This is a genomic window from Thalassotalea sp. ND16A (assembly GCF_000764205.1).
In the GTDB taxonomy this organism is placed as follows: Bacteria; Pseudomonadota; Gammaproteobacteria; order Enterobacterales; family Alteromonadaceae; genus Thalassotalea_A.
On sequence record NZ_JQDZ01000063.1, the window covers coordinates 1 to 26,162 of the forward strand.

The window sequence follows — 26,162 nt, forward strand, 5'->3', positions numbered from 1 at the left end:
AGAAACGCGAAATTGAGCATTTAAAGGAAGTAATCGAACGATTACTAGGTACAAAATAAAGTACCTTTTGCCCTCTCAGGGCGATTTTAAGGCGCTTTAATCTGCTAGTTAACATTAACGGACATTTAGGTAAGGGGAATTGGCCCTGTCGATTGGTTATACGCAATCATGAGCCATTTATGATATTTATTTACAGGCTATTGCACAATATCCACAACATAAAAAAACAAAAAACCTGTTTCCTAATTTAATGGCTGTTGAATAGTTTATTAAGTATGCTTGAAGTCTGCATTACTTTTCCCACGTGAACCCTAGCGAGCATCAGTAACCGTTGCGAAGATATTAACGCACTCTTTGCCGCGTAACACTTGATAAAAAGCGCCCGGCATTGATAGCTGGTAACAATCGTATACTTGCTCAAAGGGTAATTGCCAGAATTCTGCTAACAGTGGAGCTGCAGACCCAGTTGCAGGGTCTTCTTTATTGCCATATTGAGGTGCAAAATATCTAAAGTAAAGCGAATGCAAACTCGTTTTATCTTGTGCCGTTACAATTAAAGCTCTTCTTGTTAGCTTGCCATACTGATGTGAATCAAAATCAAAATTAGCGACACACGCCTTATTAGGTAACTGAATTATAAGATAGCCATCTTCAGCATGGCTTTGTTTAACCTTAACCAACTCATTATTGAGAACTTTTGCCAAAGCATAAGAAAGTTTAATTGTTGCTAACTTGACCCTGTTTAAACGCATAATGTAGTTTTCACTGCCATTTTTAACAACCTGTATTTCATTACTGACTGAATGAAAACATATCTTGTTAATGATGGTTGTTGAAGCAAAAAACACAACATCCGCGGCAGCAAGTGTCGCATGACCACAAAATTGAATTTCCCCCTTGGCTGAAAACCAGCGTAGCAAATATAAGCCTAGCGCTTCATTTTGTGGTAAAACGAATGCTGTTGCTGAGTATCCACTTTTGCGTGCAATGCCCTGTAACTGCTGAGTATTTTCAAACTCTGAGGCTTGTTTGCATAGCCAAACGTAAGCCGTATTCCCCAGGCAGTTGTCAGTACTAAAAATTCGTCGAACAAATTTATTTTCCACCAATTATATCCTGTTGACATTATTTCCTTTACCTTTATTGAACAAGGCTACTCTTTAATCACTTTCCATAACGAATCAATAAAATAATGATTGCTATCAGTATAATGTTTTACCATTTCGAAGCCTGTTTGTTGGCATAAGAATTCAATATCACCAGGGGCAAACTTAAAGGAGTACTCCAAATGAATAGGCTCATAGGCAGCAAAACTAAAGGTGCGTTGCAGTGCCGAAATGTAAACTTCTTGCGTCTCGGTTGACAACACATAGCTCTCCATTGCCCCTATTACCGGGTTATAGACACCAAAATGTTGGAATTTGTCGAGGTTAAAGTTACCGCCAAGTTCGCTATTAATACGCTGTAATAGATTAAGATTGAACTGCGCGGTGAGCCCATCTGAGTCGTTATAGGCTGAGGTCAACTTACTGACATCTTTCTTTAAATCAAAACCGAGTAATATATAATCCGATACATTAAGACTCATCCATAATTTTCTTAAAAAACCCTGGTTTTGCACCCGGTCAAAATTACCAATATTTGACCCTAAAAATAACAGCAGTTGTTTGTTGGTTGATTTGGTTCTGACCAAGCGTAAACCGTCAAAATATTCAGCAATAACACCATGAACGGTTAGATTTTTATGGGGCTTTATATTTTCATGCAATATGACCATGGCTTTTTCTGAGATATCGATAGGATAAAAATTAACTCTACAGCCAATACCTAGAAAGCTCTCGATAATCAATTGACTTTTATGACCATCCCCTGCCCCTAATTCAATGATATCGATCTCTTGTTCATCGATCAGACCAGGTAAGTCGTCTTTGATGCTGGTTATTATTTCAATTTCAGTAGCGGTGAGATAATAGTCTTCATGCTGGGTTATTTGTTGGAAAATTTCACTACCAACATCATCATAAAAATATTTAGCGGGTAAATGTTTGGGTGCCGCACACAAACCGGTTAAGACATCAATAGCCAATTGATCAAGGTATGAACCGCTGTCTGCCAAGTTTTGCTTATGTAATCTGAAAAACTCCATTAAATATCCTTTGTTAATCTAATACCGGAAAACATCCAACGTTGTTGGGGCGCATAAAAATTCCTATAACTATGGCGGTAATGGCCTTTCGGTGTGGCGATACAGCCGCCTTTCAGGACAAATTGATTGCACATAAACTTGCCATTATATTCCGTCAGCACCCCTTGATAGGGCTGATAACCGGGATAACTTGAATAATGACTTTTACTCCAGCACCACACTTGTCCAGTGCTAGCATCGCTCGCATAGGGTTGGAGCACATCTGTTAGAGCCATACTCGTGTGTTCTGCTATACCAGCCGTATTTACGCCCGCTTTAACGGCAGAGGATAAATAAATTTCCAATTCTTGTTCTGTTGGTAATCTCATCCCTCGCCAATTAGCGTATGCATCAGCTTCAAAATAGCTGATATGCGTTACTGGCGCATTCAGATCTAATGTTTGCAAACCATGTAAGGTATACTCGTACCAAACGCTACCTTCTTGCCGCCAGTACAAAGGTTGTTGAATATTATTTATGCTTAACCAGTCCCAGCCAATACTCAGCCAAAATCTGGGAGCGCTATAACCTTTATCTATAATAAACTCTAAAAAATCACCGTTAGTGACTGTTTTTTCGCAGATAGAAAACGGATGAATATAGCTGCGATGCCTGGGCTTTTCATTATCATAGGCAAAATGTTTTCCGTCAGAACCGAGCTGATAAACACCTTCATTAAAATTGCGCCATTTATCGTCTGCAGGTTGTGCTTTTACAAGTTGGGTATCACTGTAAGATGGACAATGAGGATTACTTGCTAAAATATATTTTATGTCCATCAACAACAATTCTTGATGCTGCTGCTCATGATGTAAACCGATTTGCAGTAAGGATAAAAGCTCTGCGTTAGCGCTAACGTTTGCTGATAAATCAACTAAAGCGCTATCAACATAGGTCCTGTAATGCAGGATTTCCGCTACCGTTGGTCGTGACAAATTTCCCCGATGTGCTTGTAACCAATGCTGGCCCGCTGATTTGTAATATGAATTAAACAACAGTTGGTATTGTTGATTAAGCCGTTCATAGCTTGATGCGAAACGCAGTAAAATTAGCTCTTCAAAAAACCATGTCGTATGTGCTAAATGCCATTTGGGTGGGCTAACATCTGCGATAGGTTGAACAACATGGTCCTCTAGGGATATGCGAGCGCAAATGTCAGTGGTTTGCTTTCTCACAAGCAAACAATCATTGATAAGTCTTCTAAGCCTTTCATTACCGTTAACTTGATGGATATTCATTACATCCCTAATTTTTATTGTTTTCAGCTTCTACTTATAAACCAGGCATCTGTTGCAAACAGTCTTTTATCGGTGCGTTTTGGTGATGTCCGGTATTGTCAGCAATATCGAGCAAATCTACTTTTACATTCAGCTGAATTATTTCAGCGAATGCCTTAAACAGTATAGACAGGCAGGATGATTTTATAGGAATAGTTTTTAAAGTTAGTTTCTCCATTACAAGCTCGCAGCCAGGTTATACTCGAGAAAAGCATAAATGTAACGACCCCTTACTGCGTTGAATTTATTTAGGCCTTATAATTCAATATTAGCCACTTGATTGAAACTGTCTTTGTATCCCATTGAGTTAGCTGAATTGCTTTGTCGATTGATTACCAGTTATACATAATTCCCAAGCCAGCACCAAATTCAGACGCGTCGTAAAAATACCAATCGCTGTCGCCCATATCGCCTTGTTCAAATTCTACCGAGTAGTGTTTGGCATAAATTGACGCCGCCCAAGATTTGGAAAATTGCCAGGCCAAGCCAGTGTTAAAAGTAAAACTTCCTTCTGAATCACCAGCTCCAGCATCGACTTTAGTGATCCATACTTTGTCACTGCCGAACGCTTTTGCATAAGAGACGCCAACATAAAAATCAGTCCAATCGCTTTCCAGATCACGATCAATAAGGATTTCTGGAGAGCTAAAATCAAATTCAATTTCGTGGCTGGTGTTACGAATGCCAGCAAAAGTGCTAAAGCCATTACTATATTGATAGGCTACATTTATGTCTAAGGTATCGGCGACGAAATTTATTTTAGAGCGAATGGATTGACCAGTATCAGAAATTTCTGCGTTTGCTTTTTGTTCCAGTTCAAGATGGGCAACCGTATAATTAATTTTCCATTGACCCTTTGATGCAAACCCAGTGAAGCCAAAGGCACTTTCCATAAGGTCCTTAACATCACTTGAACTTAGATCCAAAGGAGATATTACCGGACCTGCCGAGGTATTCAAACCAACATCGCCATCGATATTTAAGCCAAAGAATCCGGTGCCAATGCCAAACTTCCACTCTTCTGCCATTGCTACAGAACTTGTGGTTAATAATGCCGTTAGTAAAATAGTTTTCTTGAACATAAAATTACCCTTTCCCATCGTTTTGTTTTAGTGAACGTCCAAAATAATATTAGTACAAAATTTTAGTATAGGATTAATTTTATCTTCATAAGTACATGATCGATCTTTAACTATATTTTAAGGTTTTTTCAGTGTCGGTTGCAATTGCTTCAAATCTTCATCGATACCGTCATAAAGTGGAAAAACCCTTGTCTCGACCAAGTTCTCTGCCGTTGTTGGTACTGGTGTGGCAAAGGCAATTCCGCCGGCCAATATGGTCTCGAGCGACTCAGTGTCTACTTGCACGCCCGAGAACAATCCGGCATCCACTTTAATGCCACTGGCGTTATAGAACTTGGTGGTATTGTTTACTAAGTGTTGTTTATCGGCGTAAATGTTTATATAAACATTTACGCCATTGGCATTCTCGTTTAACTCCACGCCCAGCACTCGGCCAACCTTGATTAAGCGATAATAAACCGGATTCCCAGGGTTTATCGAACCTCGATCCGCCGCGGTTAAGGTTAAGTTCAAACCGCCAGGTAAAGAGGTAAGCGCCGGTTCGTGGATAAAACCGGTGAAGTTTGTTTGCATCTCACCACTGCCCGGTAACACACTAATAAAGTTACCGATAAAATAGGCGATTGAATTACTGACTTTGGCAACACTGGTTTCAGGTTGAACAAACCAGTATTTCGCGCTTTGCCTGACTAAATCCGGATAATCTTCGTTGATCAATACCGTTAACGTTGTCGCGCTTAAATCTTGCTCAAGTTCGACTTTCGCCACGCGTCCTACTACATGGCCATTGTATTGCACCTGTGCATCGGCTTTAATGGCAATAACTTCTTCAAAACGGAGCTGAATTTCTCGTCCAGAACTTAATAATTCAGACATATTGGCATATAAGGTGTATTCATCCATTTCGTCGGCTGGCTTGGTTAAGTCAGCCTTGTCGTTAAACAAGGCAATGCCGCCACGCACAATACTTTCCAGGCTTTGTGTGGTGACTTGCATCCCTTGCATATTGGCTTTAACGTCAAAACCACTACCAACAAAAAAGCTGGAACCTAAGCCAACTAAATGTCGAAATCTATCCTCAATGCTGATCGACACTTCTACTGAATAACCATTTTTACTGTAATTTAACGCATCAATTTCGCCGATCACCATCTTTTTGTAGGTTATCGGTGTGGTACGAACGAGTCCGAAGCCTGAGTCAGCAATAAGGGTGAGTTGCAAACCTGGGTCATCAGCATCATTAGGTGGTGCTTTGGTTAACATAGTAAAATCATCTTTTACTGCCCCGGTACCGGGTTTTACCTGGAAAAAACTGCCACCTAATAAGGCGTTAAAACCGGCAATGTTGCCACTGGTCAGAGTGGGTTCTACTACCCAAATTTTCGTGGTTTGTTTAAATAAATTTTTAAAGTCGGCTTTGTACCCTATGGTTAACACCATTGATTGTAAATCATCACTTGGGCTAATTTGTTTCACCGTACCTATGTGTTTTTCACCAAAATTTATTTTCGTTATGCCTTCAACAAACTCATAATTGTTGGGCACTTGCAAGGTGATCGTTTCGGTATTCAGCGCATGTTCAAGATTATTGTTCAAAGGGAAATTGTGACCGTTAGCAACCGTCTTGCCGTTGTCAAAATCTATGGTATGAAACGATACCCCGCCAGAGATTATGGCCTCAATCGGTGAAGAGCGTACGGTAAAGGAGCGTAATGTACCGGAAAATTCAAAACCGCCTTGCTCATAAAATACCGAAGATGAATTCACTAAATGCATGTATTCAGGTTCGATAAATAAATGCACGTTAAAACTGCGTTGATCTTCTGCGAGGATATGATTTTGTATGCTGCCAACCTTCAAATTTTTATAAAACACCGGGGCACCAAACGATAACGAATTAATGCTGTCGGCAGAAATATTTAAATGTAAACCTGGCTCACTATATTTTAATGGAGGTGCTGCTGGCAGTACATCAAAATGCCGTATTGGCTCGCCATCACCTAACCGAAAGGCTACGTAGGTACCACTGAGCAACCTGTCGACATTTGCGATACCAGATAAACTTATTGATGGCTTAACTAACCAGAAATCCATATTACTTAACAGATATGGCTCTAAACGTGGGTCAAACAATACCGTTGCGGTAACGCCACCTTTGGCTTGGTTATAAACAAAATCTTCAATTAAGCCTACTTCTACGCCTTCGAATATCACTTTGGTGATCCCAGCTTTAATGCCACTATTTTTAGGAAAATCCATTAGCACCACCACACCGGCACGTGCTTCATCAAAGCCTTCAAATAACGGGTATTCAGTAAAATCTTCAACCTTGGTAGTCATATCGCCAATATCTGGACTGTAAAAGGCGATGCCACCACCGATTATTGATGCCAAAGACTGTGTTTTAACTTTAAAACCAGACAAATCGCCTTTCATCTCGATGCCACTGGCATTCCAGAAGCGGGTATTTAGTTTCACCAAACTGGCATAATCTTCTTCAATAAAAAGCTTTATTTTGATATGACTTTTATCTTCAGAAAAATCGTAGCCGTAGACTTCACCCACTTTAATTTGTTTGTAGAAAACACTACTACCGTGAGTGATCGAACCTAATTCTTTCGCGTGTAGGGTGACATGTAAGCCAGGAGAATCTTCTGCTATCGGTGGCGGTTGAGTTAATGCCTCAAACTCTTGAACATATTGACTACCAGTTTCAGGTAACATTTCAAAATAATTGCCGGTGAGTACGGTATCTAACCCCGAAACACCTGAAAGGCTAATTTCCGGTTTGACTAACCAAAACAAGGTATTTTCACTAAGGAATCTTCTGGTGTTATTTTTTAATTCTACCGTCACCATGACATCATTCAAATTTTCGGTCAGATCTAAATCGGTAACTACACCTATCGGAAAGCCTTTAAATCTAACTTCCGTTTTACCGGCAACTATGCCTTCGGCACTGGTGGTTTTTATGGTGATTTCAATGCCGGCATCACTGAAGGATTTAAACAGCAGCCAAAGTCCGATTAAGGCAGCGATAACCGGCAGCAACCATATTGCCGAGATGGGGGATTTATTCGATATAACAGCTTGTTGTTCAGTCATAATATTATCTTTCTTGTTCCATAGAATTCGATGTTTCTCGATCCCAAAGCAAACGGGGATCGAAACTGTTTGCCGCAAAAATAGTCAGGATTACCATTACCCCAAACGCCGTGGCGCCTGGTCCTGCAACTATTTCCACAACGGCACCTATCTCAACCAGAGCCACGAGTAACGCAACGACAAAGACATCTAACATTGACCAACGACCGAATATCTCAATGTATCGGTACATTTTGGTGCGTTGATGTTTTGATAATTTCGATGTGTTTTTAAGCGAATAAAGTAAAAAAAATAAGCCAACAATTTTGGCAAGAGGCACGACAAAGCTGGCAATAAATACAATCGCCGCTATTGGGTACATGCCAAATTTTAATAATAAAACAATGCCAGATAAAATTGTATCGGGCTGACCTTTGCCAAAATAGAGTATGGTCATAATTGGGAATGCATTTGCCGGAATAAAGGCGATGAGTGAACAAATTGTCCAGGCCCAGCATCGTTGAATCGAGTCATTGATGCGCAGGTAAACTTTACTGTCACAACGGGGACAATAATTGTCTTTGGCATTATCAATCTCAACCAATAAATGACAGACCGGACATTGTGCTAGTCCCTTTTCTTTTGCAGTTATTATTGCCTCAACATTAGTGTCCATGATTTAACTTGTCCCATAGCATTTGTTTATCTAAGGTTAACTTTAACGATAACACGCATAACATAAATGCGGCGAAGCAAAGTAAGCCAATGTTGTAGGATAAATCTGCCATATCTTTTAATTTGATAATCGAAACCAAAATGCCAATTAAAAACACTTCAAGCATTTCCCAACTGTCGACATGATGATAAAAAACTAATAATTGCTTATACCAGGCTTGTTGATGACTATTGAATTTATAGCCCAAACAAACAAGAAATGCTGAAACAAGTTTAATTAACGGGGCAAACAAACAAAACAAAAACACTAAAGTGGCGACAAAGAACAGTTCATTGCCCCACAAGGCAATGACTCCCGAGTATACACTGGCTGAGCTTTCTACAGACAGTAACTTCATCGACATTAACGGCGCAAATGCTGCGGGAATAAATAGCAACAATCCAGAAGCACTGACCGCTAATGTTCGATTTATTGAGTCATGCTTCTTATCGATAACCTTATGATGGCAACGGGGACATGAGGCAACCTCGCCCTCTGCAATAGATGAAAGCTGTATTAAAGCATCGCATTCTAAGCAAGCAAATTGTTGTTGGTGCACAATATCCCTCCGGCCATAGACTGATAATTAAGCAATAACTAATCCTTAACTAAAAATAATGGCTGATTAGTTAAGCTTTGTACATGAAAACATTGAAAAAGAATTAATAATGGCAGGTTTTCTCATTACTGTGCCCTCATTTGTTACAACTTAATGATTATTCAATGAAAAATTGTAATTTTTTGTCTTTAAACTTGCATACTTAAGCATATAACCTAATATTGAAAAGGATGGGAATAAACATAATAAATTCTCTAACAAAAAATAATAATCTGCCTGCACATAAGGTTTGTATTTGTATTTGTCTTTAAGGAAAATAAAATGAAAAAATTATTATTAGCTTCATTGTTAACAGTTTCAGGTGCCGCTTTTGCTGGTGGTTCTGGGGTTGTCGGTAGCGTTAGCGATGTTCCGGATCATGATGCTTCTTCAGAGTCAGGCTGGAATGCTTCCATTGGTCTTGGTGTGGTAAATGCCCCAACGTTTGCAGGTGTTGATGATACAGAATCAACTGGCGTACCATTAATAAACGTCAGTTATAACGACACATTCTACTTTGAATACAACAAGCTAGGTGCGTGGGTATGGAAACCGGACGATACAGGCTTTAGAATAGGCGTCGTTGTTCAGCCTCGTAAAGGTTACGACAAAGGTGACGGCCCTATAGAAGGTAGAGAAATTGATGATACTGGCCTGGCCGGTGTAAGAATGAAATGGCAATCTGGCAAGTTTGGCATTGATGCATCATTACTGGGATCTTCAGAAGAAGACAGTGGTGGTGAAGTTCACATTACTGCGAAATATACTTTCTTAGCATCTGCCAAAGGGTCGTTAACGGCCATGGTTAAATTGGAAAGCATGTCAGAAGATGCGGTAGATTACTTCTATTATTCTGGTGGCGTTGATACCGAAGGATTCTCACCTGACAGTGCAACTAACGCTTCAGTTGGTGTTATTGGCACTTATAACTTAACGCCTAGATGGATGTTAATCGGCGCGGTTAAGGCAACTTCATACGATGATTCAATTAGCGATGCACCAGGAGTTACTGAAGATTCAGGCACAACCGCTCTTGTCGGAGCCACTTATAAGTTTTAATGAACAATTCACGGCATTAAAAAAGGTCTCAGTTTGAGACCTTTTTTGTATATGGACGTGCGTATCATCTCGCATCATGGCTGTTGGATAGAGAGGATTAATTCACGGATGAACTAACTTAGAATTGCCAATCAAGGTAAAAAATTCTGATTTGCACACTTTTAACATTCTGTACGCAAAACCACTTGCTCTGTGTCAAAGCTTAAAACCACCTCATCTTGATAGTGAATGTTTTCAATAAATGGCGCGATAACTTCGATAACATTTTTATCTTGAAAATGATCTATTTTAGTTTCTACATGGGGTTGATAAATCAATCCGTGATAATGAACTCCTTGACGAATGACTTCGCAATCTGCAAATGAAAAGGTTTCAGCAGGTACCTTTGCATGCCACTTCAGATTTTTAAAGCAATAACTTGGCTTGATAATCGTCAAACAATGTGGACCAAGATTACAATTTAGCGTGGCGAAGTAGTAACTGGATAAATCCAGCCCCCGTTGGTTAAAATATGGAGCTTGCAAGCTAATAGTGCCAGCGGAAAATACTGTAGAGCTGGCGTTGCCTGAGGCTACTTGGTGACCCTTAACTATGGTTGCAGTAGTGCTAATTGAAGTCTTCATCATTAATCACAATCACAAGGCTTTCCCTGCACGCCGGGTATTAAATATAATCCCTGTACAAAATATTAGCCGCTTCTGGCTACGATCTTCTGGCAGAGTTGGTATTGATACACGATAGTTGAATTCATCAAATATACAGCCCGTGGCTAATAGCTAGTTGCTAGAAGCTTAAAAAAAAAGGAAGCTTGCGCTTCCTTTGCTCTACCATTTACTCGTCGAATAAAATGTCATGGATATTTGATAAATCTTGTTTTCCGGATTTAATTTCATCCTGAGTTAATCCAGAAAGCTCATGCGGAAACACTAACCAATCTTCAGAAGCATGCACGTAGTAATCCGGCACGATATCCACTTTTGAATTTTTTGGTTTGAACCACGGACATGCAACACGGATGTCTTTTGGTGTATTTAAGCGCATTTGCGTTTTTATTTGTTCAATTAAGGCAACAACACTGCGACCGGAATCAAATACATCATCAACAATGAGTAAACCGTCATCGGCATTGGCATTTTCAATCAAGTAGTGCAAGCCATGCACTTTGATCTCTTTTGATTGCTGATTAATGCCGTAATAAGACGAAGTACGTACCGCGATATGATCCGTTTCTACTTTTTTATAATCAAAGTATTCCTGTACGGCTATTCCGATAGGTGCGCCACCGCGCCATATGCCAATAATAAATTGCGGTCGGAAGCCGTCTTTATAAACTTGATGTGCAACACGAAAGGAATCTTCAAGTAATTCTTGTGCAGTTATAAACTTTTTATCCATGGTGAAAGCCTTAAAGGATTTGAAATAAAATTTTGCGTATTATAGCGTAAAAAATCAAGTTTTTATCTGCAAATTACGCATTGTTGTCATAATTTCTCATCAAAAGTTCTGATAAGATGTTTAATGCTTTCAAAGGCATCACTATAAAACTGGAGATCCACATTGGCATAACTATCTGTACTTTGATGATAATTCTTGTGGTTTTCGCCGGTGACAAATAGATAAGGTATGCCTGCCTTGTAAAATTCGTAATGATCACTGGCTTTATGTAAGTTTATCGAGGCTCGATGTGAAGACAGATAATTGGCCGGAATTTTATTTATCAATTTAAATTTAACCTTTGCATTATCATTAATATGCTTAATGTGTGCCTTGAGTTCCGGTTTTTTTCTACTGCCGGCAGCCAACAAATATTTCCGCTTTTTTCCATAAGAGATCATATCTAAATTTATATTTATGATAATGTCTTCTTTATTGATTGCAGAGTGTTGTAAAAATGCCTTTGCCCCTTTAAATCCAAATTCTTCGGCATCAGTGGCTAACAACACAATAGAGTGCTTAGTCTCAATCTTTTCAAGCCAGGGTTTTAACGCCAGCAATGCCGATGCGCCCGAGGCATTGTCATCGGCACCATAATATATTTTCCCCGCCTTTTTACCTAAATGATCATAATGCGCGGTGATCACGATGTACTTATTTGGCAATTTTTTGCCCTTTTTTACATATAAATGGTTAAATCCCTGTTTCTGGGTAAAACCACTGTTAAAGTGAAAGGATTGAGTGCTTGAATAACTTGAAATATATTCGGTTAGAAAGGAGTTTTTGATGTACTGACTTGCCAACTTGTGGCCGGCACTGCCGGTTTTACGGCCTGAAAACTCTGCCGAAGAAAGTTTTTTAAAATGGGCGAGTAATATTGAGTTAGAGACATCCTGATGACTTGCCAGTTCCGCTGCAACACCAACAAAAGCGACGACGTTGAGCATGAATAAGCAAAATACTTTTTTCACTGCTATGTACAACCTTATAAGCTAGAGAGCAGGTTTAATTTATTTTGGTATTTGTCTTTAATGTCTTTAAAAGGCGCATAGCGTTTCGCTTTGCTTAAATAATGTTCCGATAAATCATAATTCCCGAGTTTAAAGAAAGATTTTGACAAACCAAAATAAAATTCATGCTCTTTAGGTTGCATAGATTTTGCTTTTTTATAATGACGAATCGCTAATTTATACTCTTCATTAAAAAACGCTTCATCGCCAAGTAAAGCGTGGTAATACGGGTTGTTCATCCTTGCTTTATGGATAAAACCATAAATTTTCCTGGCTTCGTCAAATTTTCCCATTTCATTTTCTAAAATGGCTAAATTGTTCCAGGCGTTGTAATTGTCACGATTAAAATTCACTGCCGCTAAATACGCTTGTTCGGCATAATTGTTTAGACCGACCTTTTTATATAACAAGCCTAAGTTGCCCCACACGGAACTAAAACTGCCCTCTTGTTCTATCGACTTTTTAAAGTAGGCATAGGCCAGGTTATATTTATTTCTCACCAACGCTTGCGCGCCTTTATTGTTATAAAACATCGCCGTTACCCTATCCTTGCTGATCTTATTTTTAGGGAAATGCTTTTTCACAGTGTAAGGGTCAAAGTCAATCGTGGTTTGTAGCGAGCCCCACACCACTTTATAGGGGGTTGTTTTGTCGCCGACAACTTTTAAGTTAACGTGTCCGGTTAACATGTTGTAGTCACCTTCCCGGATCCAATATTCTGGAATTAATACTTCTTGAAAATTAACCATTAAATTTGCTTCATCAGCCAGGGCATAAGCCAAAATGGTTAACGATAAACAATTGGCGGTATTTTCATTAAAGGCTTGGATCGCGGTTAAATTAGCACCATTTTGATAGCGAATAGAGTCTGGAGAGCGATGGAACAGTTTTTTTAACAATTTACGTGAGCGAGCATGGGGATCTTTTTCATACATCAGATGGCTACGGATGAACTTTTTCATTTCATCATTTAAGGCGTAAATTTGTTCCGGAGTTTCAATGGTATATTCGGTATGGCTGGGGAAAGCATCATTATAAAGTAACTTTTCGCTGTCAACGGCCATCACCTTATAATCATTCGTCGTTGAACATGCTGTTAAAGCTAAGAATAGAAAGCTACAAAATAATGTTTTCAATTGCATACGACCACCACTTCATTGAACTTGAATTTAGTTCATAACTAATATAAGCATACCCAAAAAAACGCTTTCCCGCTTAAATATCAATCAATTGAAATACAAATTTACAATTTATTAAGGATGGCAATCAAGCGGTATTGTCCAATATCTAAGCTGCATGGTACGGCGTCATCTTCGAACCTGATATTGACTAGTGCAATTGAGAGTAGATCAACTTTACCTAATGAGGTGGTTTATATACGAAAAAAGCCCAATCTTTCGATTGGGCTTTTCTCTGAATATGGCGGTGAGATAGAGATTTGAACTCTTAAGATATGAGTGGGCTACAAACCCTAAGGGTTTATCACTGGCCTTAAACGGAAAAAGCCCAATCTTTCGATTGGGCTTTTCTCTGAATATGGCGGTGAGATAGAGATTTGAACTCTTAAGATATGAGTGGGCTACAAACCCTAAGGGTTTATCACTGGCCTTAAACGGAAAAAGCCCAATCTTTCGATTGGGCTTTTCTCTGAATATGGCGGTGAGATAGAGATTTGAACTCTTAAGATATGAGTGGGCTACAAACCCTAAGGGTTTATCACTGGCCTTAAACGGAAAAAGCCCAATCTTTCGATTGGGCTTTTCTCTGAATATGGCGGTGAGATAGAGATTTGAACTCTTAAGGTATGAGTGGGCTACAAACCCTAAGGGTTTATCACTGACCTTAAACGGAAAAAGCCCAATCTTTCGATTGGGCTTTTCTCTGAATATGGCGGTGAGATAGAGATTTGAACTCTTAAGATATGAGTGGGCTACAAACCCTAAGGGTTTATCACTGACCTTAAACGGAAAAAGCCCAATCTTTCGATTGGGCTTTTCTCTGAATATGGCGGTGAGATAGAGATTTGAACTCTTAAGATATGAGTGGGCTACAAACCCTAAGGGTTTATCACTGGCCTTAAACGAAAAAAGCCCAATCTTTCGATTGGGCTTTTCTCTAAATATGGCGGTGAGATAGAGATTTGAACTCTTAAGGTATGAGTGGGCTACAAACCCTATGGGTTTTATCACTGGCCTTAAACGAAAAAAGCCCAATCTTTCGATTGGGCTTTTCTCTGAATATGGCGGTGAGATAGAGATTTGAACTCTAGATGGGCTACAAACCCATGCCGGTTTTCAAGACCGGTGCTTTCGACCACTCAGCCATCTCACCTGAAGTCTTGAAACAATGCTTGCTTCAAGATGGGGCGAATATTAAAGACTGAAGACGCTGTTGTAAAGGGCTAATTATAAAAAAATTTAAAAATTTTATAATTAAGTGTATGGTTGCAGAAAAATCCATCAATTGTAAGTAAAGATCTGATTAAAAGGCGTTACTAACAGTATTAATCAACAATAATACTCGGCGTTCTTTTCGGTATTCGGGTTAACGCTTCATAACCAATAGTACCGGCACACTCTGCTATTTGATTCACCGGTAAGCCAGTGCCCCACAAAATTACTTCATCACCAAGGTTAACGTCTTTAATATCGGTGATATCTATAGTTAGCATATCCATAGATACCCGCCCGGCTATCGGCGCTTTTTGACCATTGACTAAGGTAGGTGTCCCCGATTTCGCATTTCTTGGATAACCATCGCCATAGCCAATAGCAACCGTCGCTATTTTGCTTGGCCTGGTTGCTGTCCACGCTTGACTATAACCAACCGACTGCCCTGCCGCAATGTCTCTAATTGAAATAATGGCCGATTTTAATGTCATTACTGGTTTTAACCGATCCGCGGCTGAATTTTCACTATCAAGAGGTGAGTTTCCATAAAGCATGAATCCGGCGCGATTCCAATCTAACCGGGCTTTTGGCCAATCTAACAAACCGGCAGAGTTGGCGACACTACAGCTGATCTGTGCGCTATCCGGTAAGCAAATCGCAAGCTTATCTTTTATCTGGTTAAATAAGGCAAGTTGCAGTTCTGTTGCCCTACTTTGGTGTTCATCTGCAGAAGAAAAATGAGTGGCTAAAACAATATCCGTTGCCACATTGCTGCTCGCAGTTAACGTCAGAAAAATGTCATTCACTTGTTCCGGTTGCACGCCTAAACGGTGCATACCAGTATCCACTTTCAACCAGGTTTTAATCGGGGATGATACGTTTGCTTGCAATAGCCAAGAGACTTGTTGCAAATTATCAAGCATGATCCAGAAGTTATTTTCGGCGGCGATCTCAACTTCATCTTTGCTGAAAATACCCTCCAATAACAATATCGGCTTTTGTATGCCAGCATTCCTCAGTTCCACCGCTTCTTCAATACAAGCGACGCCAAAAGCAGGCACGAGTGGATCCAATATTTGGGCGACCACCACGGCACCATGGCCATAGGCATTCGCTTTTACAACCGCTAGATTATTTGATTGCGGGGCAACTTGTTGTACCACCTTATAGTTATGGCGTAATGCACTTCGACTAATTAAAGCATGAGTAGGACGAGTCATTAGTAGTTATATTTACCTGCACTGTAGAGAGTTTGCGCAATTTGCCACACATCCCCTATTTCACCATTACCAACGGGTTTTCCATTTAATTCAACCACAGGTGCAACCTCTTTGGAAGCGCTGGTTAACCATATTTCGTCAGCATTATTTACTTCATCCATTGTAACAATTCTTTGTTCCACTTTTAAAGCGCTATCTTTCGCTAGAATATCTAATAAAATCAGACGGGTAATGCCTGGTAATAGTTGATTATCTAGTGGTGGCGTGGCGATAACACCATTTTTTACCACGTATACATTGCTGGAGCTGGCTTCGGTTAATTCATTATTTGCGTTAAACAATATTTTTGCCTGCTCCATTGGCAAATATGCATTGTTTAAAAATACAATACTCATGATGTTCTCTGAATTTATTTAAATAAAATGGGTTAACTTTCGTAGGTTTAAAATTAGCTCATCAGCAAAGGTGGCTGGAAAGCTATCTTCTGTTAAATTGTTTTCTCGGGTAACGCCATCAACGCTACCTCTGTCTGATACGTATTGCAGTAAAGCCAATGAGTCTACTTCAGCGAGCAAATCGATGTTTGCCCACTTTGCTAAAAATGCGATGATACCGTAGGCTCCCCAATTGGAGACATCGGCAATTAACAACTCATCACAGGTTGTTATTGCCGGGGTAATATCCAACTTGCTTAGGGCTGGTATTATATTGCCCATACCAATTTCATTGCCGCCATCTCCGATAGCTATGGTTGGGCAATTTGATTCATTTAAATAATGATCAAAACAGGCGCAATTATCACTGATATCCTCGCCGTGCATATTAAAATATAGGCCTTGTTCAGCAAGGCCCGGGCGTTCAATCGAAATGACCGCTTGCGGTTGAAGTTTCGCCAGAGAGCCGATCGCTTCTTGTTTGGCATTTATTAAATCACCATCGATAAGTTTATGAACCCGAAAATCATTTTCTGATGCCGTAACAAATGGTTCACCACTGACTAATATTGGCTGGGCTCCAAGGGTTTCCAGGGCGTTGTATAAGGCAATAGCGCCAACCGGTCCATCGGTTTCAAAGGTGTCGGCAACGGGAAAACCAGTACCAATCAAAATTGTGCCGGTTAATCCTTTGAGCAGTTGGGCCGCACGAAGGTAATAACCAGGCGCTAAGGCATCTTTGACATTTTTCATACCACGAGGATTCATTGCAACAAGCAAGTTTTCAATTTGAATACTTAACTGCAATTCAGCCTGTTCTATAGCCGCCAAGGGAGCCTCTCTGATGTTTGATGAAAAATCAAATTTATTGCGGTTGTAAACAAATGGCTTCAATTTTGACTGAATTCATAGCCGCAAATGCTACTTTATCTAAATGCAGAATATTGTGCGCATCTTCAATACTGATTTGCTCAAACCTAATGGTAGCCCCTTGGGCGCATTGGGCAAGTTTGGCCAAGTCAGCAGATAACACTGAGCCTAATTTCGGGTAGCCACCTATGGTTTGTCTGTCATTCATCAACACAATTGGTTGACCATTGGCAGGCACTTGAATTGCGCCTAAACAAATACCTTCAGATAATATGCCATCGACCGCGGGTTTAATTTCAGGGCCGGTCAGGCGATATCCCATGCGATCACAATGTTCCGAAACCCGATATACACTGGAGAAAAACCTGCGTTTTTGTAGTGCCGTAAAAGCATGATGTTGGTAGCCCAGAATAACTCGTAAGCAAATATCGGTTTTATATTCCGGTATTGTTGCTAATTTTAGGTGACTGTCATTGCCTTCGAAGTTGGCACAAGGCAGAAATTGCCCGTCCAATAATTTTGTGCCATTAACTCCGCCAAGTCCCTCTCGGACCACGGTGCTGGTACTGCCAAATGTGGGTTCGATATCAAAACCATCTCGAACCGCCAAGTAACTACGTACTCCTGAGCTGACAAAACCAAAATTAATGTTGTCGCCTGCGGTTACCGCCAGACTTTGCCACTGCGGTTGGTTAATTCCATTTATAGTAAACTCAATTTCTGCTCCGGTGATACAGATACGGGTATCAACCAAAGCTTCTAATGCTAAGCCGCCTATCGATATTTCTATTGCCGAGGCATTTAACTCATTGGCAAGTAACCTGTTAGCCCACTTAAAGGCATATGGGTCTAGCGGACCGCCCGTTGTTAAGCCAATATTGTGACAGCCATAACGTCCTAAATCTTGTACCAGGCTGAGCAGGCCAGATTTGGTTACCTTAAAACCTGGATTTGCTGGATACATCGTGGCTTTATTGAACGAGGAAGCGCTCATAGCTCACCTCCCAATGATAAAAACTCCGCTCTGCTTATCGCCTTAAAACGCACTTTATCGCCAACTTGTACTGGCATACAAGGCTCTTTTAGAGGGTCGAACATGCGTTGCGGACAAAGACCAATTAAATTCCAGCCCCCTGGGGATGCTGCTGGATACACTGCGGTTTGTTGATCGGCAATGGCAACGGCCCCTCGCGGCACATTCAGCCGCGGGCTTGCCAACCTTGGTGCCGCAATTCTTCGGTCCACTTCGCCTAAATAGGCAAATCCTGGGGCGAAGCCAATGGCATAAACACGATAATGGCATTGCTGATGAATTTCGATCACTTCTGCTACGGTTAATTGGGCATTTTTTGCCAAATTTTCAAGATCTGCGCCGGATTCCGGCGAATAATATACCGGCAGGGTGACAATTTTCCCCGTTGCGGCAATATCTACTGCCAAATTCGCCAAGTTGTGTTTGATTTTACTTTGCACGGTGAAACTGTCGGTGCTCAGTGCATCATAAATCACCAGTAATGAGGCATAAGATGGCACCATATCGATGATGTCATTGGCAAGAACATCTTGCAGTATACTTGCTGCTTGTTGTACGTACGCAGACACTTCAGCGCTGGCTTTGTCAGCAAAGTAAATAATTAACGAATTTTCACCGGCAATCTCAATTCTCATCGAGAAAGACGCTCTCTGATTTGAGCAATTGCCAGCACACCGGCCATATTGTCGCCATGAACACATAAGGTATTGGCGTAAATGGCTAACGTGTTACCACTTATGGTAGTCACCGTACCGTGTGCACAAATTTGCTCGACTTGTGCCAACATCTTTTCTTTATCATGTACCGCACCAATTTTGCTGCGTGCCAATAATTTACCATCGTCGTCATAACAGCGATCAGCAAAGGCTTCAAACCAAAGGTCGATACCCAACTGCTCAGCTTCCTGGCGGTGTATGTTAACAGCCGGCGTGGCTTGGAGCATTAAGGTGATCGGTTTTGGGTATTGCGCAATGGCTTGCATAATGGCAGCGCGCACTTCTCTGTTCGCCATCATATCGTTGTAAAGGGCGCCATGCGGCTTAACATATTCCAGGGTCAAGCCCTGTATATTGGCCATGCCGTCAATCGCCGCTATTTGGTATTGCATAAAGGCAATAATTTCAGCCGCTGAACACGCCATTGAACGTCGACCAAAACCCACCAAGTCTGGATATCCCGGGTGCGCGCCAACCATAACATTATGTTGCTTTGCTAAGGTTAGAGTGTTTTGCATCACCAGTGGATCGCCACCATGAAAGCCACAAGCAATATTCGCCTGATCAATATGAGGCATAACCGCCGCATCTAACCCCATGGTCCATGAGCCAAAACTTTCACCGAGATCGCAATTTAATTTTAATGTCATAATTATTCCTTTCGACGTTAACTACGCCTAAATCTACATTAACGCCAGCCGGCTGTTTGGTATATCGGTGACTAACATGCAGCCTGGGCTATGAGTAATACAAAATGGCGGTTTTGCTTGTTCTAATGCCACCTGCGGGGTAACCCCACAAGCCCAAAAAACGGGTTGTTCATGTTCTTTAAGGGTGACAGCATCACCATAATCAGTAGCAGCTAAATCATCGATACCAATAAGTTGTGGGTCACCAAAATGCACAGGGGCGCCATGCACAGCGGGAAAACGGGTACAAATTTGAATGGCTCGAATCGCATCCCTGGCCACAAATGGCCGCATGCTCACTACCATATTGCCATTAAACGGTCCTGCTGGTGTGCAAGCAATGTTAGTTCGGTACATTGGTACATTAACCTGTTCGGTGATATTGCGCACATCGAGTCCATCGGCTTGTAGGCTTTCTTCAAAAGAAAAAGAGCAGCCTAAAGCAAAAGTAACCAAATCATCACGCCAATAATCGGTTATATCGTTAACCTCTGTTGTCATTACCCCATCTTTAAAAATACGGTAACTTGGGATGTCCGTTCTCAGGTCAAGATCTTCAGCCAGAAAGTTTAGATGAGTATCGCCCGGGTTTTCAGAAACACTGATCAATGGGCAAGGTTTTTGATTCAACTGGCAAAACTTTAAAAAATCAGCGGCCCAATCTTTTGGTAGCATCACCAAATTGCATTGTAGATAACCATGACAAAAGCCGGAAGTATTGCTGTTATGCTCACCACGTCTAATTTTATGACGCAATTCAACCGGAGAAATTTTCAAACTCATAAATGTAAACTCTAAAAGGAGTGTGAATAAAAATAAGGTCTATCAATACAATTATATACTGCTTTTGTGAACTCTAAAGCTAAATCATAGCTGATTTTCAACACAATATTGGTTTGTATATCCAATGCTTAGTTAGCGTAGCCACTGCCAATCGCACTAAACGGTAATTCTAACCCCAACTCAGGCACTTGCTGGCCTATCCATGCCAAAAAGGTATTGCTGTTCGGTCCTGGAAACACGCTATATTCATCGGCCCAGGGATAACGTGCTATGGCGGCATTAATTTTAGGAATGAGTAATTCAGCTTTTTCGCCTTTTATGGAAAGCAGTAACTCAGGCTTTGAACCATACCAGTATCTGTCTGGTGTTACGGTTGTGTATTGCCGCAATGCTGGCAAGCCACGTTTTACTCGCCACCCGATCACCTCATAAACGGTATATTCTTTAGCATTCACTGCTTTAATCGCCATCCACGGGTGCACCGCAAACCACCCTCGCCAGCTAAAAGCATCCGCCGCATAGATTTCGATAACCGCTCTTGAATCCTCAACAGGGCTAGATGCAATACCCGCGGGCTCTCTGCTCGCCGTACGCCAATTGTTATTCGCGCAGCCACTGACCAGCATGACCAGCAGTAAAACGAGTATAGGATTTTTCATTAATATCAACCTTGGTGTTCACTTGTGTGCGCTGTAGGCAGTTTAATTAAAATGCCGACGTCTATCCAACTTAATAAATAGTTCAATGCTAGCTGACTAATGTTTTTCTCATCAACTTCATTAAAAAACTGCCATTCGCTCATTTCAGAGCTTTTGTAGGTAAGATAACTCGACACGTTTTCTAATAATATCTCTCGACCAAGAAAAGCTTGTACTTGTGCAACTCTCTGAGAGCCAATAGATAAAGAAACCCCATGCATTACCATCGGGTACAACTCACGAATCGCATGCAAATCATATTTGGGTTTACCGCCATCCACGATAAAATTTTCCGACACCACTTCAAACCAGTCGATATCCGGTTTTTCCGCCAGTACCTGTTCGAAGTGATCGGTTCTTAGCCCTAAACCAAATTATCAACTGCCTAAAAATTTTCAACAAAGTAACCGATACAACACCGTTACCGGCTAATTTGACCTGAATAGTGGCGTGACAATTTCATTATTTTTTTATTTTCTTGTACCAACAAATGTGCCCCCCTATAATGGCCTTGCTCAAGAAAACCTTACTTCCCCCACAGGTAAGATCAAAATAATAATGACACTTACAAGGTTGAAACATGCGCTTACCCTATAAATTATCTTTATTCGCAACATCATTTCTCTTAGCAACCTCAGTACAGGCTGAAGGTTTTTCGGCGAAACAAATAGGTAAAGGTTTTACCTCAATTAGCCAGGACTTCCTTTCGTCGGTAAGTAACCCGGCGTTATTAAATCGCTACGATGACGATGACGACTTTGCCATTTCCATTGGTGTCGGTGGGGCAATGTCGGATGAATATGATGTCATCGATATTGGTGAAGACTTAAACGACCAGATCAATGATTTGGATGATGACATTGACCAAATCGGCAATATTCCAATAGAGCAGTTACCTGAGTACCTAGCCGGATTAGATGTTCAAGTGGACGAGATAGTGGCAGGTTTAGAAGAAATCGATGCTAAGCCGGTAGCCGCCAGAGTGGGATTTACGGCGTTTGCCATTATTCCTAACGACAGCTTAAATCTGGGGTTGTTCATTGACGCCTATGGCCGTTTAGGGATGATGGTAGATTACGATGAAGACGATGAACAAACCTTACGAAACTCTATCATAACGGGTGATTTAGACTTAAACGATTTGAAGTCAAATGCAACAGGTTTAGGCTACGTTATTACTGACGCGGGCGTTATGTTTGGCGGTAAACTATTCCAAAATGACGATTTAGTCGTTAACTATGGCGCCAAACTTAAATACCAACGTATTGACTTATTTTATAACCAGGTAAGCGTTGCTGAATTTGATGAAGATGAGTTTGACTTAACCGACGACGAGTTTTTACAAGACGACAGCAGCGCCAATGCCGATTTCGGTATTCACGCGCTATGGGGTGATCAACAGCAATGGCACTTTGGGTTAGTTGTTAACAACATCGTAACACACGAAGTTGACTTAACCGCCCAAGACAGAAGCTTTAAACTAGAACCAACAGTAAGCTCCGGCTTTAGCTACCATAACGATTGGCTGAATGTCGCCATAGAAGCCGATTTAATCGAACACGAATCGTTTGATGAGCTTCGTGCGGTACAATACCTATCTACAGGTGTTGAATTTAATGCCTTTGAACACGCGCAATTGCGCTTCGGCTATCGCACCGATATCAATGATAACGAAGAAGATGTATACACCGCAGGTATTGGTTTATCGCCTTGGGATACGGTGTTTTTAGATATCGGTGCTTTTAAAGGCAAAGATGACCTAGTGGGTGCCGCTATTCAAATTGGCTTTAAAATATAAGCCAACCCCCTTTCGTAAAAACCAAGTCTATATATGGAGCCAAACATCGCTCCATTTTTCTTTGCACAAGGATGTGCTCAGTCCCGGCAGGCAGGATGCCTCCTTTTGAGTAATAATTATCATTATTATTTAACGGTTTACCGACACGGTTAAAAGAAAATGACAAATATTCGCTAAAAATAAAAACACCACTCAGCTTAGCTTAATCGAAGTTTATTTTCATGCCTGACTTTTTGATTTCTCCATCTATTTAGCTATATTTAATTTATGCCGTATTTACCCTGTATGTACCCCGCATTAATCCCGTACGTTCGCTGAAATTATTTTTAGGTCGGTTTTTGCTACACAGATTTATTGATCAACCTTTATTATCTGCTCGAGGAGTAAAAAGGAATGTTGGTTAATAGTATCGTCCGCAATAATGTGGGTGTGAGGAATTTACTTAAAACTTCACCTCCGCCAGAATGGTCAACCCATTACCAGCTTCGCCGTTTTGTTTTGTTTCTGCTGCTGAACATCTTATTTGGCGTATTAGCTGTTAAGGTGAGTGCCGGTGAGCAAGATCCACATCAGGGGTTACAGCATTACCAGACATTGTCCAGTCAGGGGCATTTTCGCCTACAGCTGCAACCAAAATCTAGTATTGAACTCAATACGGTACATTCATGGCAGGCGCGTATTATTGTGCAACAGCCTGGCTCGGCATTTGCGCACCGGTTTTCCCAATTGACAGCAGCAGACATTCAAATTTCTGGTGGTATGCCAGGCCATGAACATGGTTTTCCTACCCAACCAGTAGTGTCAAAAATTATTAATCGCTCGCCAACGCAACTGGATTTTCTCGTTGCCGGTATTAAATTTCAGATGTGGGGGCAATGGGTAATTCGGGTGAATTTAGCCGCCGAAAAAGATGTTGCCGAAATAAACTTAAACTTATTGCCATAAGGTTTCGAATGACTATTGCCCGCGTGATCATTTCAGCGTTCCTCATTGTGCTCTGGCCGACTCTGCCTGGATGTCAGCAAGATAAGCCCCCACAATGGAGCCCGGAAGAAGTCGCTTTGGTTAAATCTTTGATGCTGCCAGATGCAAATTCGGCAGGTACTACGGCTACACTGACAATACATCATAACGGCAACGCGGTTTGGAATAATAAACAAGCGGCAAAACTCGGCCACAAGCTGTTTTTTGACAAGCGGCTCAGTGCCAATGGCAAGGTGGCATGCGCCAATTGCCATCAGCCACAAATGGCGTTTACCGATAACTTGCGGCAATCACAAGGCATAGGAAGCACGGTCTGGCATACGCCAACCATTATTGGCATTGCCAATAGTCCGTGGTTTTTCTGGGATGGCCGAGCCGACAGCTTATGGACACAGGCTTTAGGGCCTTTGGAAAACCCCGTTGAGCATGGCGCCAACCGTATGCAATTGGCGCATATCATCTATCGCCATTACCGCGAGGAATATGAAACAGTATTTGAGCCACTCCCTGACTTAACCGATGGCGAACGCTTCCCCGCCCATGCAATGCCCATAGTTGCTAATAAATTGCCGGGGCTCGATCAGCAACTAGCGCTGGCTTGGCAACAACTTACACCAGCGGACAAAGTGCTGGTTAATCAGATATTTGTCAATATAGGTAAAAGTATTGCCGCTTATGAAGGGTTACTCTTGCCTGGTCCGTCACGTTTTGACGTATTTGCAAAAAAACTGCAGCAAGGCTTGCCCTCAGCGGATTTAACTCCACAAGAACAGGCGGGCTTGAAGTTGTTTATTGATGACAAGCAAGGTCAGTGTATACATTGCCATAACGGCCCGATGTTTACTAACCATGATTTCAAGGTCACCGGTATTGCCGACGCACCACCAGTAGTGGCCAATCAAGGACGCATTGCCGGTATTGCCCATGCTTTGGCAGACCCATTTAATTGTTTTAGTCAGTTCAGTGAACCATCGGATCAATGCGCCGAGCTTAAGTTTGCTAAATACGCGGGTACAGAATTACAATACGCGGTTAAAGTCCCGACACTGCGCAATATTGCCCTCACCGCCCCGTATATGCATAACGGTAGCATGGACTCTTTGATTGAAGTGCTGCGCTTCTATAATAAGGCGCGACCACAATTTCATCAGCAATTAACCAACAATGGCAAAGCATTGCATTTCGATCTGCAGCCGTTGGGATTACTGCCGTATCAGTTACAACAGCTTAATGCGTTTTTAGGCAGCTTGAATTCGCTGCCGGCAGTAGATGCCAGTTGGTTAACGCCTCCGCTGACACAATCCAAACCAAGCGCTAATTCGCAGCCAGGTGCAGAGCCGCAGGCCGCAATTACCCTCCCCCCTCCATAAAGGTATAGATCATGAAAACAATACGTCATTACCTCATTGTTATTCTGGTGGTATTTACGCCAGCCGCACACGCGCATGTTCGCTGGTTTGTTAACGGCAGAGACATTCCCGATGTCAGTTTTCCCATTGACGCCATTACCCTGCTGACGCTGATTGGAGCCATTTGCTACGCCTTGATAGTCTATTATTTGTATCGACTATCGGTTAACCGTCCGCACCGCGACAAGCGTTCAGTTTTCCAGCGCGGCGCGGCTACCGGTTTGCAGAAAGTTTTTTCACTGCCATTTTATCTCGACTGGTATCTCCTGGTGCTGTCGGTGAATTTACTCTTGGTTATTAATTTAATGATGGGAGATTTTTTGGCTCCAAACCTGTTTTTACCAACCCAATGGGCGATGTTAGGCGTTATTGTGCAGGTTGGGGCTATCTTGTTATCAGCCCTGTCAGTTAGTATCACTGGCTTGGCATTAATCCTGGTGGCGATATTTTTGCCGGTTATATTTCCCACCGCGGTTGGGTTTGATTATTTTTTTGAAGTGAGCGGTGTTGGCCTGGCTTATCTCTGCATTGCGCCTTGTATCAGCCAATTTGATCAGCAAATGTATCGTGAGCTTACGAGAGCATAGCTCAACTTCTATTTTTCGATCTGATTTAATGACTGCGACTAATTCATCAGGACGCAAACATGTCGAACCAAGATCAACTTATCAACGTTGTTGCTGCATTTGAGCAA

At 41.5% G+C, this 26,162-nt stretch carries 24 protein-coding genes, 1 tRNA gene and 1 pseudogene; 5 read left to right on the forward strand and 21 right to left on the reverse strand.

All coding sequences use genetic code 11. The features are described from left to right. Positions 1-311: 311 nt before the first annotated feature. The 7 genes from ND16A_RS09040 to ND16A_RS09005 form a co-directional block, all read right to left on the reverse strand. A complete protein-coding gene (locus ND16A_RS09040; RefSeq protein ID WP_033077672.1) occupies positions 312-1,106 on the reverse strand; it encodes a PhzF family phenazine biosynthesis protein in 795 nt (264 codons plus the stop codon). 47 nt (positions 1,107-1,153) lie between these two features. Continuing rightward, positions 1,154-2,146 carry an L-histidine N(alpha)-methyltransferase gene (locus ND16A_RS09035; protein ID WP_052073087.1) on the reverse strand — a complete coding sequence of 331 codons (993 nt, stop codon included), beginning with the start codon at positions 2,144-2,146 and terminating at the stop codon, positions 1,154-1,156. Further along, complete coding sequence (egtB, locus tag ND16A_RS09030; RefSeq protein ID WP_052073088.1) at positions 2,146-3,423, reverse strand: ergothioneine biosynthesis protein EgtB; 1,278 nt, start codon at positions 3,421-3,423, stop codon at positions 2,146-2,148. Before egtB ends, ND16A_RS09035 begins: the two co-directional genes overlap by 1 nt. Before the next feature lie 371 nt (positions 3,424-3,794). Beyond that, positions 3,795-4,544, reverse strand: coding sequence for a hypothetical protein (locus ND16A_RS09020; protein WP_033077675.1), 750 nt, complete (start codon positions 4,542-4,544; stop codon positions 3,795-3,797). A gap of 117 nt (positions 4,545-4,661) precedes the next feature. Next, entirely contained in the window at positions 4,662-7,649 is a 2,988-nt protein-coding gene (locus tag ND16A_RS09015) for a PqiB family protein (RefSeq protein ID WP_033077676.1), read from the reverse strand. Between the two features lie 4 nt (positions 7,650-7,653). Then, positions 7,654-8,304, reverse strand: coding sequence for a paraquat-inducible protein A (locus tag ND16A_RS09010; protein ID WP_152593864.1), 651 nt, complete (start codon positions 8,302-8,304; stop codon positions 7,654-7,656). Continuing rightward, positions 8,294-8,902, reverse strand: a complete 609-nt coding sequence (locus tag ND16A_RS09005; RefSeq protein WP_033077677.1) for a paraquat-inducible protein A — start codon at positions 8,900-8,902, stop codon at positions 8,294-8,296. Before ND16A_RS09005 ends, ND16A_RS09010 begins: the two co-directional genes overlap by 11 nt. 321 nt (positions 8,903-9,223) lie before the next feature. Here ND16A_RS09005 and ND16A_RS09000 point away from each other — a divergent pair, with 321 nt between their 5' ends. Further along, positions 9,224-10,000 (forward strand): MipA/OmpV family protein, encoded by a 777-nt coding sequence (locus ND16A_RS09000; RefSeq protein ID WP_033077678.1) that lies wholly within the window; start codon positions 9,224-9,226, stop codon positions 9,998-10,000. Positions 10,001-10,161: 161 nt separating this feature from the next. Here ND16A_RS09000 and ND16A_RS08995 read toward each other — a convergent pair whose 3' ends face one another. From ND16A_RS08995 to ND16A_RS19960, 14 genes and pseudogenes are all read right to left on the reverse strand, one after another. Next, on the reverse strand, positions 10,162-10,626 hold the full coding sequence (locus tag ND16A_RS08995; RefSeq protein ID WP_033077679.1) for a hypothetical protein: 465 nt from the start codon (positions 10,624-10,626) through the stop codon (positions 10,162-10,164). Positions 10,627-10,831: 205 nt separating this feature from the next. Next, positions 10,832-11,395, reverse strand: a complete 564-nt coding sequence (locus tag ND16A_RS08990) for a phosphoribosyltransferase (RefSeq protein ID WP_033077680.1) — start codon at positions 11,393-11,395, stop codon at positions 10,832-10,834. Positions 11,396-11,481: 86 nt separating this feature from the next. Next, a complete protein-coding gene (locus tag ND16A_RS08985; RefSeq protein ID WP_152593865.1) occupies positions 11,482-12,405 on the reverse strand; it encodes a M20/M25/M40 family metallo-hydrolase in 924 nt (307 codons plus the stop codon). A 14-nt stretch (positions 12,406-12,419) separates the two neighbouring features. Beyond that, positions 12,420-13,586, reverse strand: a complete 1,167-nt coding sequence (locus ND16A_RS08980; protein ID WP_052073089.1) for a tetratricopeptide repeat protein — start codon at positions 13,584-13,586, stop codon at positions 12,420-12,422. 1,098 nt (positions 13,587-14,684) lie between these two features. Next, a tRNA-Ser gene (locus ND16A_RS08970) sits at positions 14,685-14,775 on the reverse strand. Positions 14,776-14,947: 172 nt separating this feature from the next. Beyond that, entirely contained in the window at positions 14,948-16,054 is a 1,107-nt protein-coding gene (gene alr / locus ND16A_RS08965) for an alanine racemase (RefSeq protein ID WP_033077683.1), read from the reverse strand. Next, on the reverse strand, positions 16,054-16,449 hold the full coding sequence (locus ND16A_RS08960; RefSeq protein ID WP_081945572.1) for an aminotransferase class IV: 396 nt from the start codon (positions 16,447-16,449) through the stop codon (positions 16,054-16,056). The genes alr and ND16A_RS08960 overlap by 1 nt, the downstream gene beginning before the upstream one ends. An 18-nt stretch (positions 16,450-16,467) precedes the next feature. Beyond that, the gene (locus ND16A_RS08955) at positions 16,468-17,319 is read right to left on the reverse strand and encodes a glutamate cyclase domain-containing protein (RefSeq protein ID WP_033077694.1); all 852 of its coding nucleotides are present in this window, start codon (positions 17,317-17,319) and stop codon (positions 16,468-16,470) included. Between the two features lie 34 nt (positions 17,320-17,353). After that, positions 17,354-18,352 (reverse strand): biotin-dependent carboxyltransferase family protein, encoded by a 999-nt coding sequence (locus tag ND16A_RS08950; RefSeq protein WP_235282109.1) that lies wholly within the window; start codon positions 18,350-18,352, stop codon positions 17,354-17,356. Further along, complete coding sequence (pxpB, locus tag ND16A_RS08945) at positions 18,349-19,026, reverse strand: 5-oxoprolinase subunit PxpB (protein WP_033077684.1); 678 nt, start codon at positions 19,024-19,026, stop codon at positions 18,349-18,351. The genes ND16A_RS08950 and pxpB overlap by 4 nt, the downstream gene beginning before the upstream one ends. Then, entirely contained in the window at positions 19,023-19,757 is a 735-nt protein-coding gene (locus ND16A_RS08940; protein WP_033077685.1) for a 5-oxoprolinase subunit PxpA, read from the reverse strand. Before ND16A_RS08940 ends, pxpB begins: the two co-directional genes overlap by 4 nt. Positions 19,758-19,790: 33 nt before the next feature. Further along, positions 19,791-20,579, reverse strand: coding sequence for a putative hydro-lyase (locus ND16A_RS08935; RefSeq protein WP_033077686.1), 789 nt, complete (start codon positions 20,577-20,579; stop codon positions 19,791-19,793). A gap of 128 nt (positions 20,580-20,707) precedes the next feature. Further along, positions 20,708-21,238, reverse strand: a complete 531-nt coding sequence (locus ND16A_RS08930) for a DUF3750 domain-containing protein (protein ID WP_033077687.1) — start codon at positions 21,236-21,238, stop codon at positions 20,708-20,710. An 80-nt stretch (positions 21,239-21,318) separates the two neighbouring features. After that, a pseudogene (locus tag ND16A_RS19960) lies at positions 21,319-21,651 on the reverse strand (multinuclear nonheme iron-dependent oxidase); the annotation flags it as partial. Positions 21,652-21,857: 206 nt separating this feature from the next. Between ND16A_RS19960 and traF the strand changes: the two are divergent. From traF to ND16A_RS08910, 4 genes are all read left to right on the forward strand, one after another. After that, entirely contained in the window at positions 21,858-23,075 is a 1,218-nt protein-coding gene (gene traF / locus ND16A_RS08925) for a conjugal transfer protein TraF (RefSeq protein ID WP_052073091.1), read from the forward strand. Between the two features lie 393 nt (positions 23,076-23,468). Continuing rightward, complete coding sequence (locus tag ND16A_RS08920) at positions 23,469-24,020, forward strand: hypothetical protein (RefSeq protein WP_033077688.1); 552 nt, start codon at positions 23,469-23,471, stop codon at positions 24,018-24,020. A gap of 8 nt (positions 24,021-24,028) precedes the next feature. Then, a complete protein-coding gene (locus ND16A_RS08915) occupies positions 24,029-25,429 on the forward strand; it encodes a cytochrome-c peroxidase (protein WP_052073092.1) in 1,401 nt (466 codons plus the stop codon). 11 nt (positions 25,430-25,440) lie between these two features. Then, positions 25,441-26,055: a hypothetical protein gene (locus ND16A_RS08910; RefSeq protein WP_033077689.1), complete on the forward strand. Its 615-nt coding sequence runs from the start codon at positions 25,441-25,443 to the stop codon at positions 26,053-26,055. Positions 26,056-26,162 lie beyond the last annotated feature (107 nt).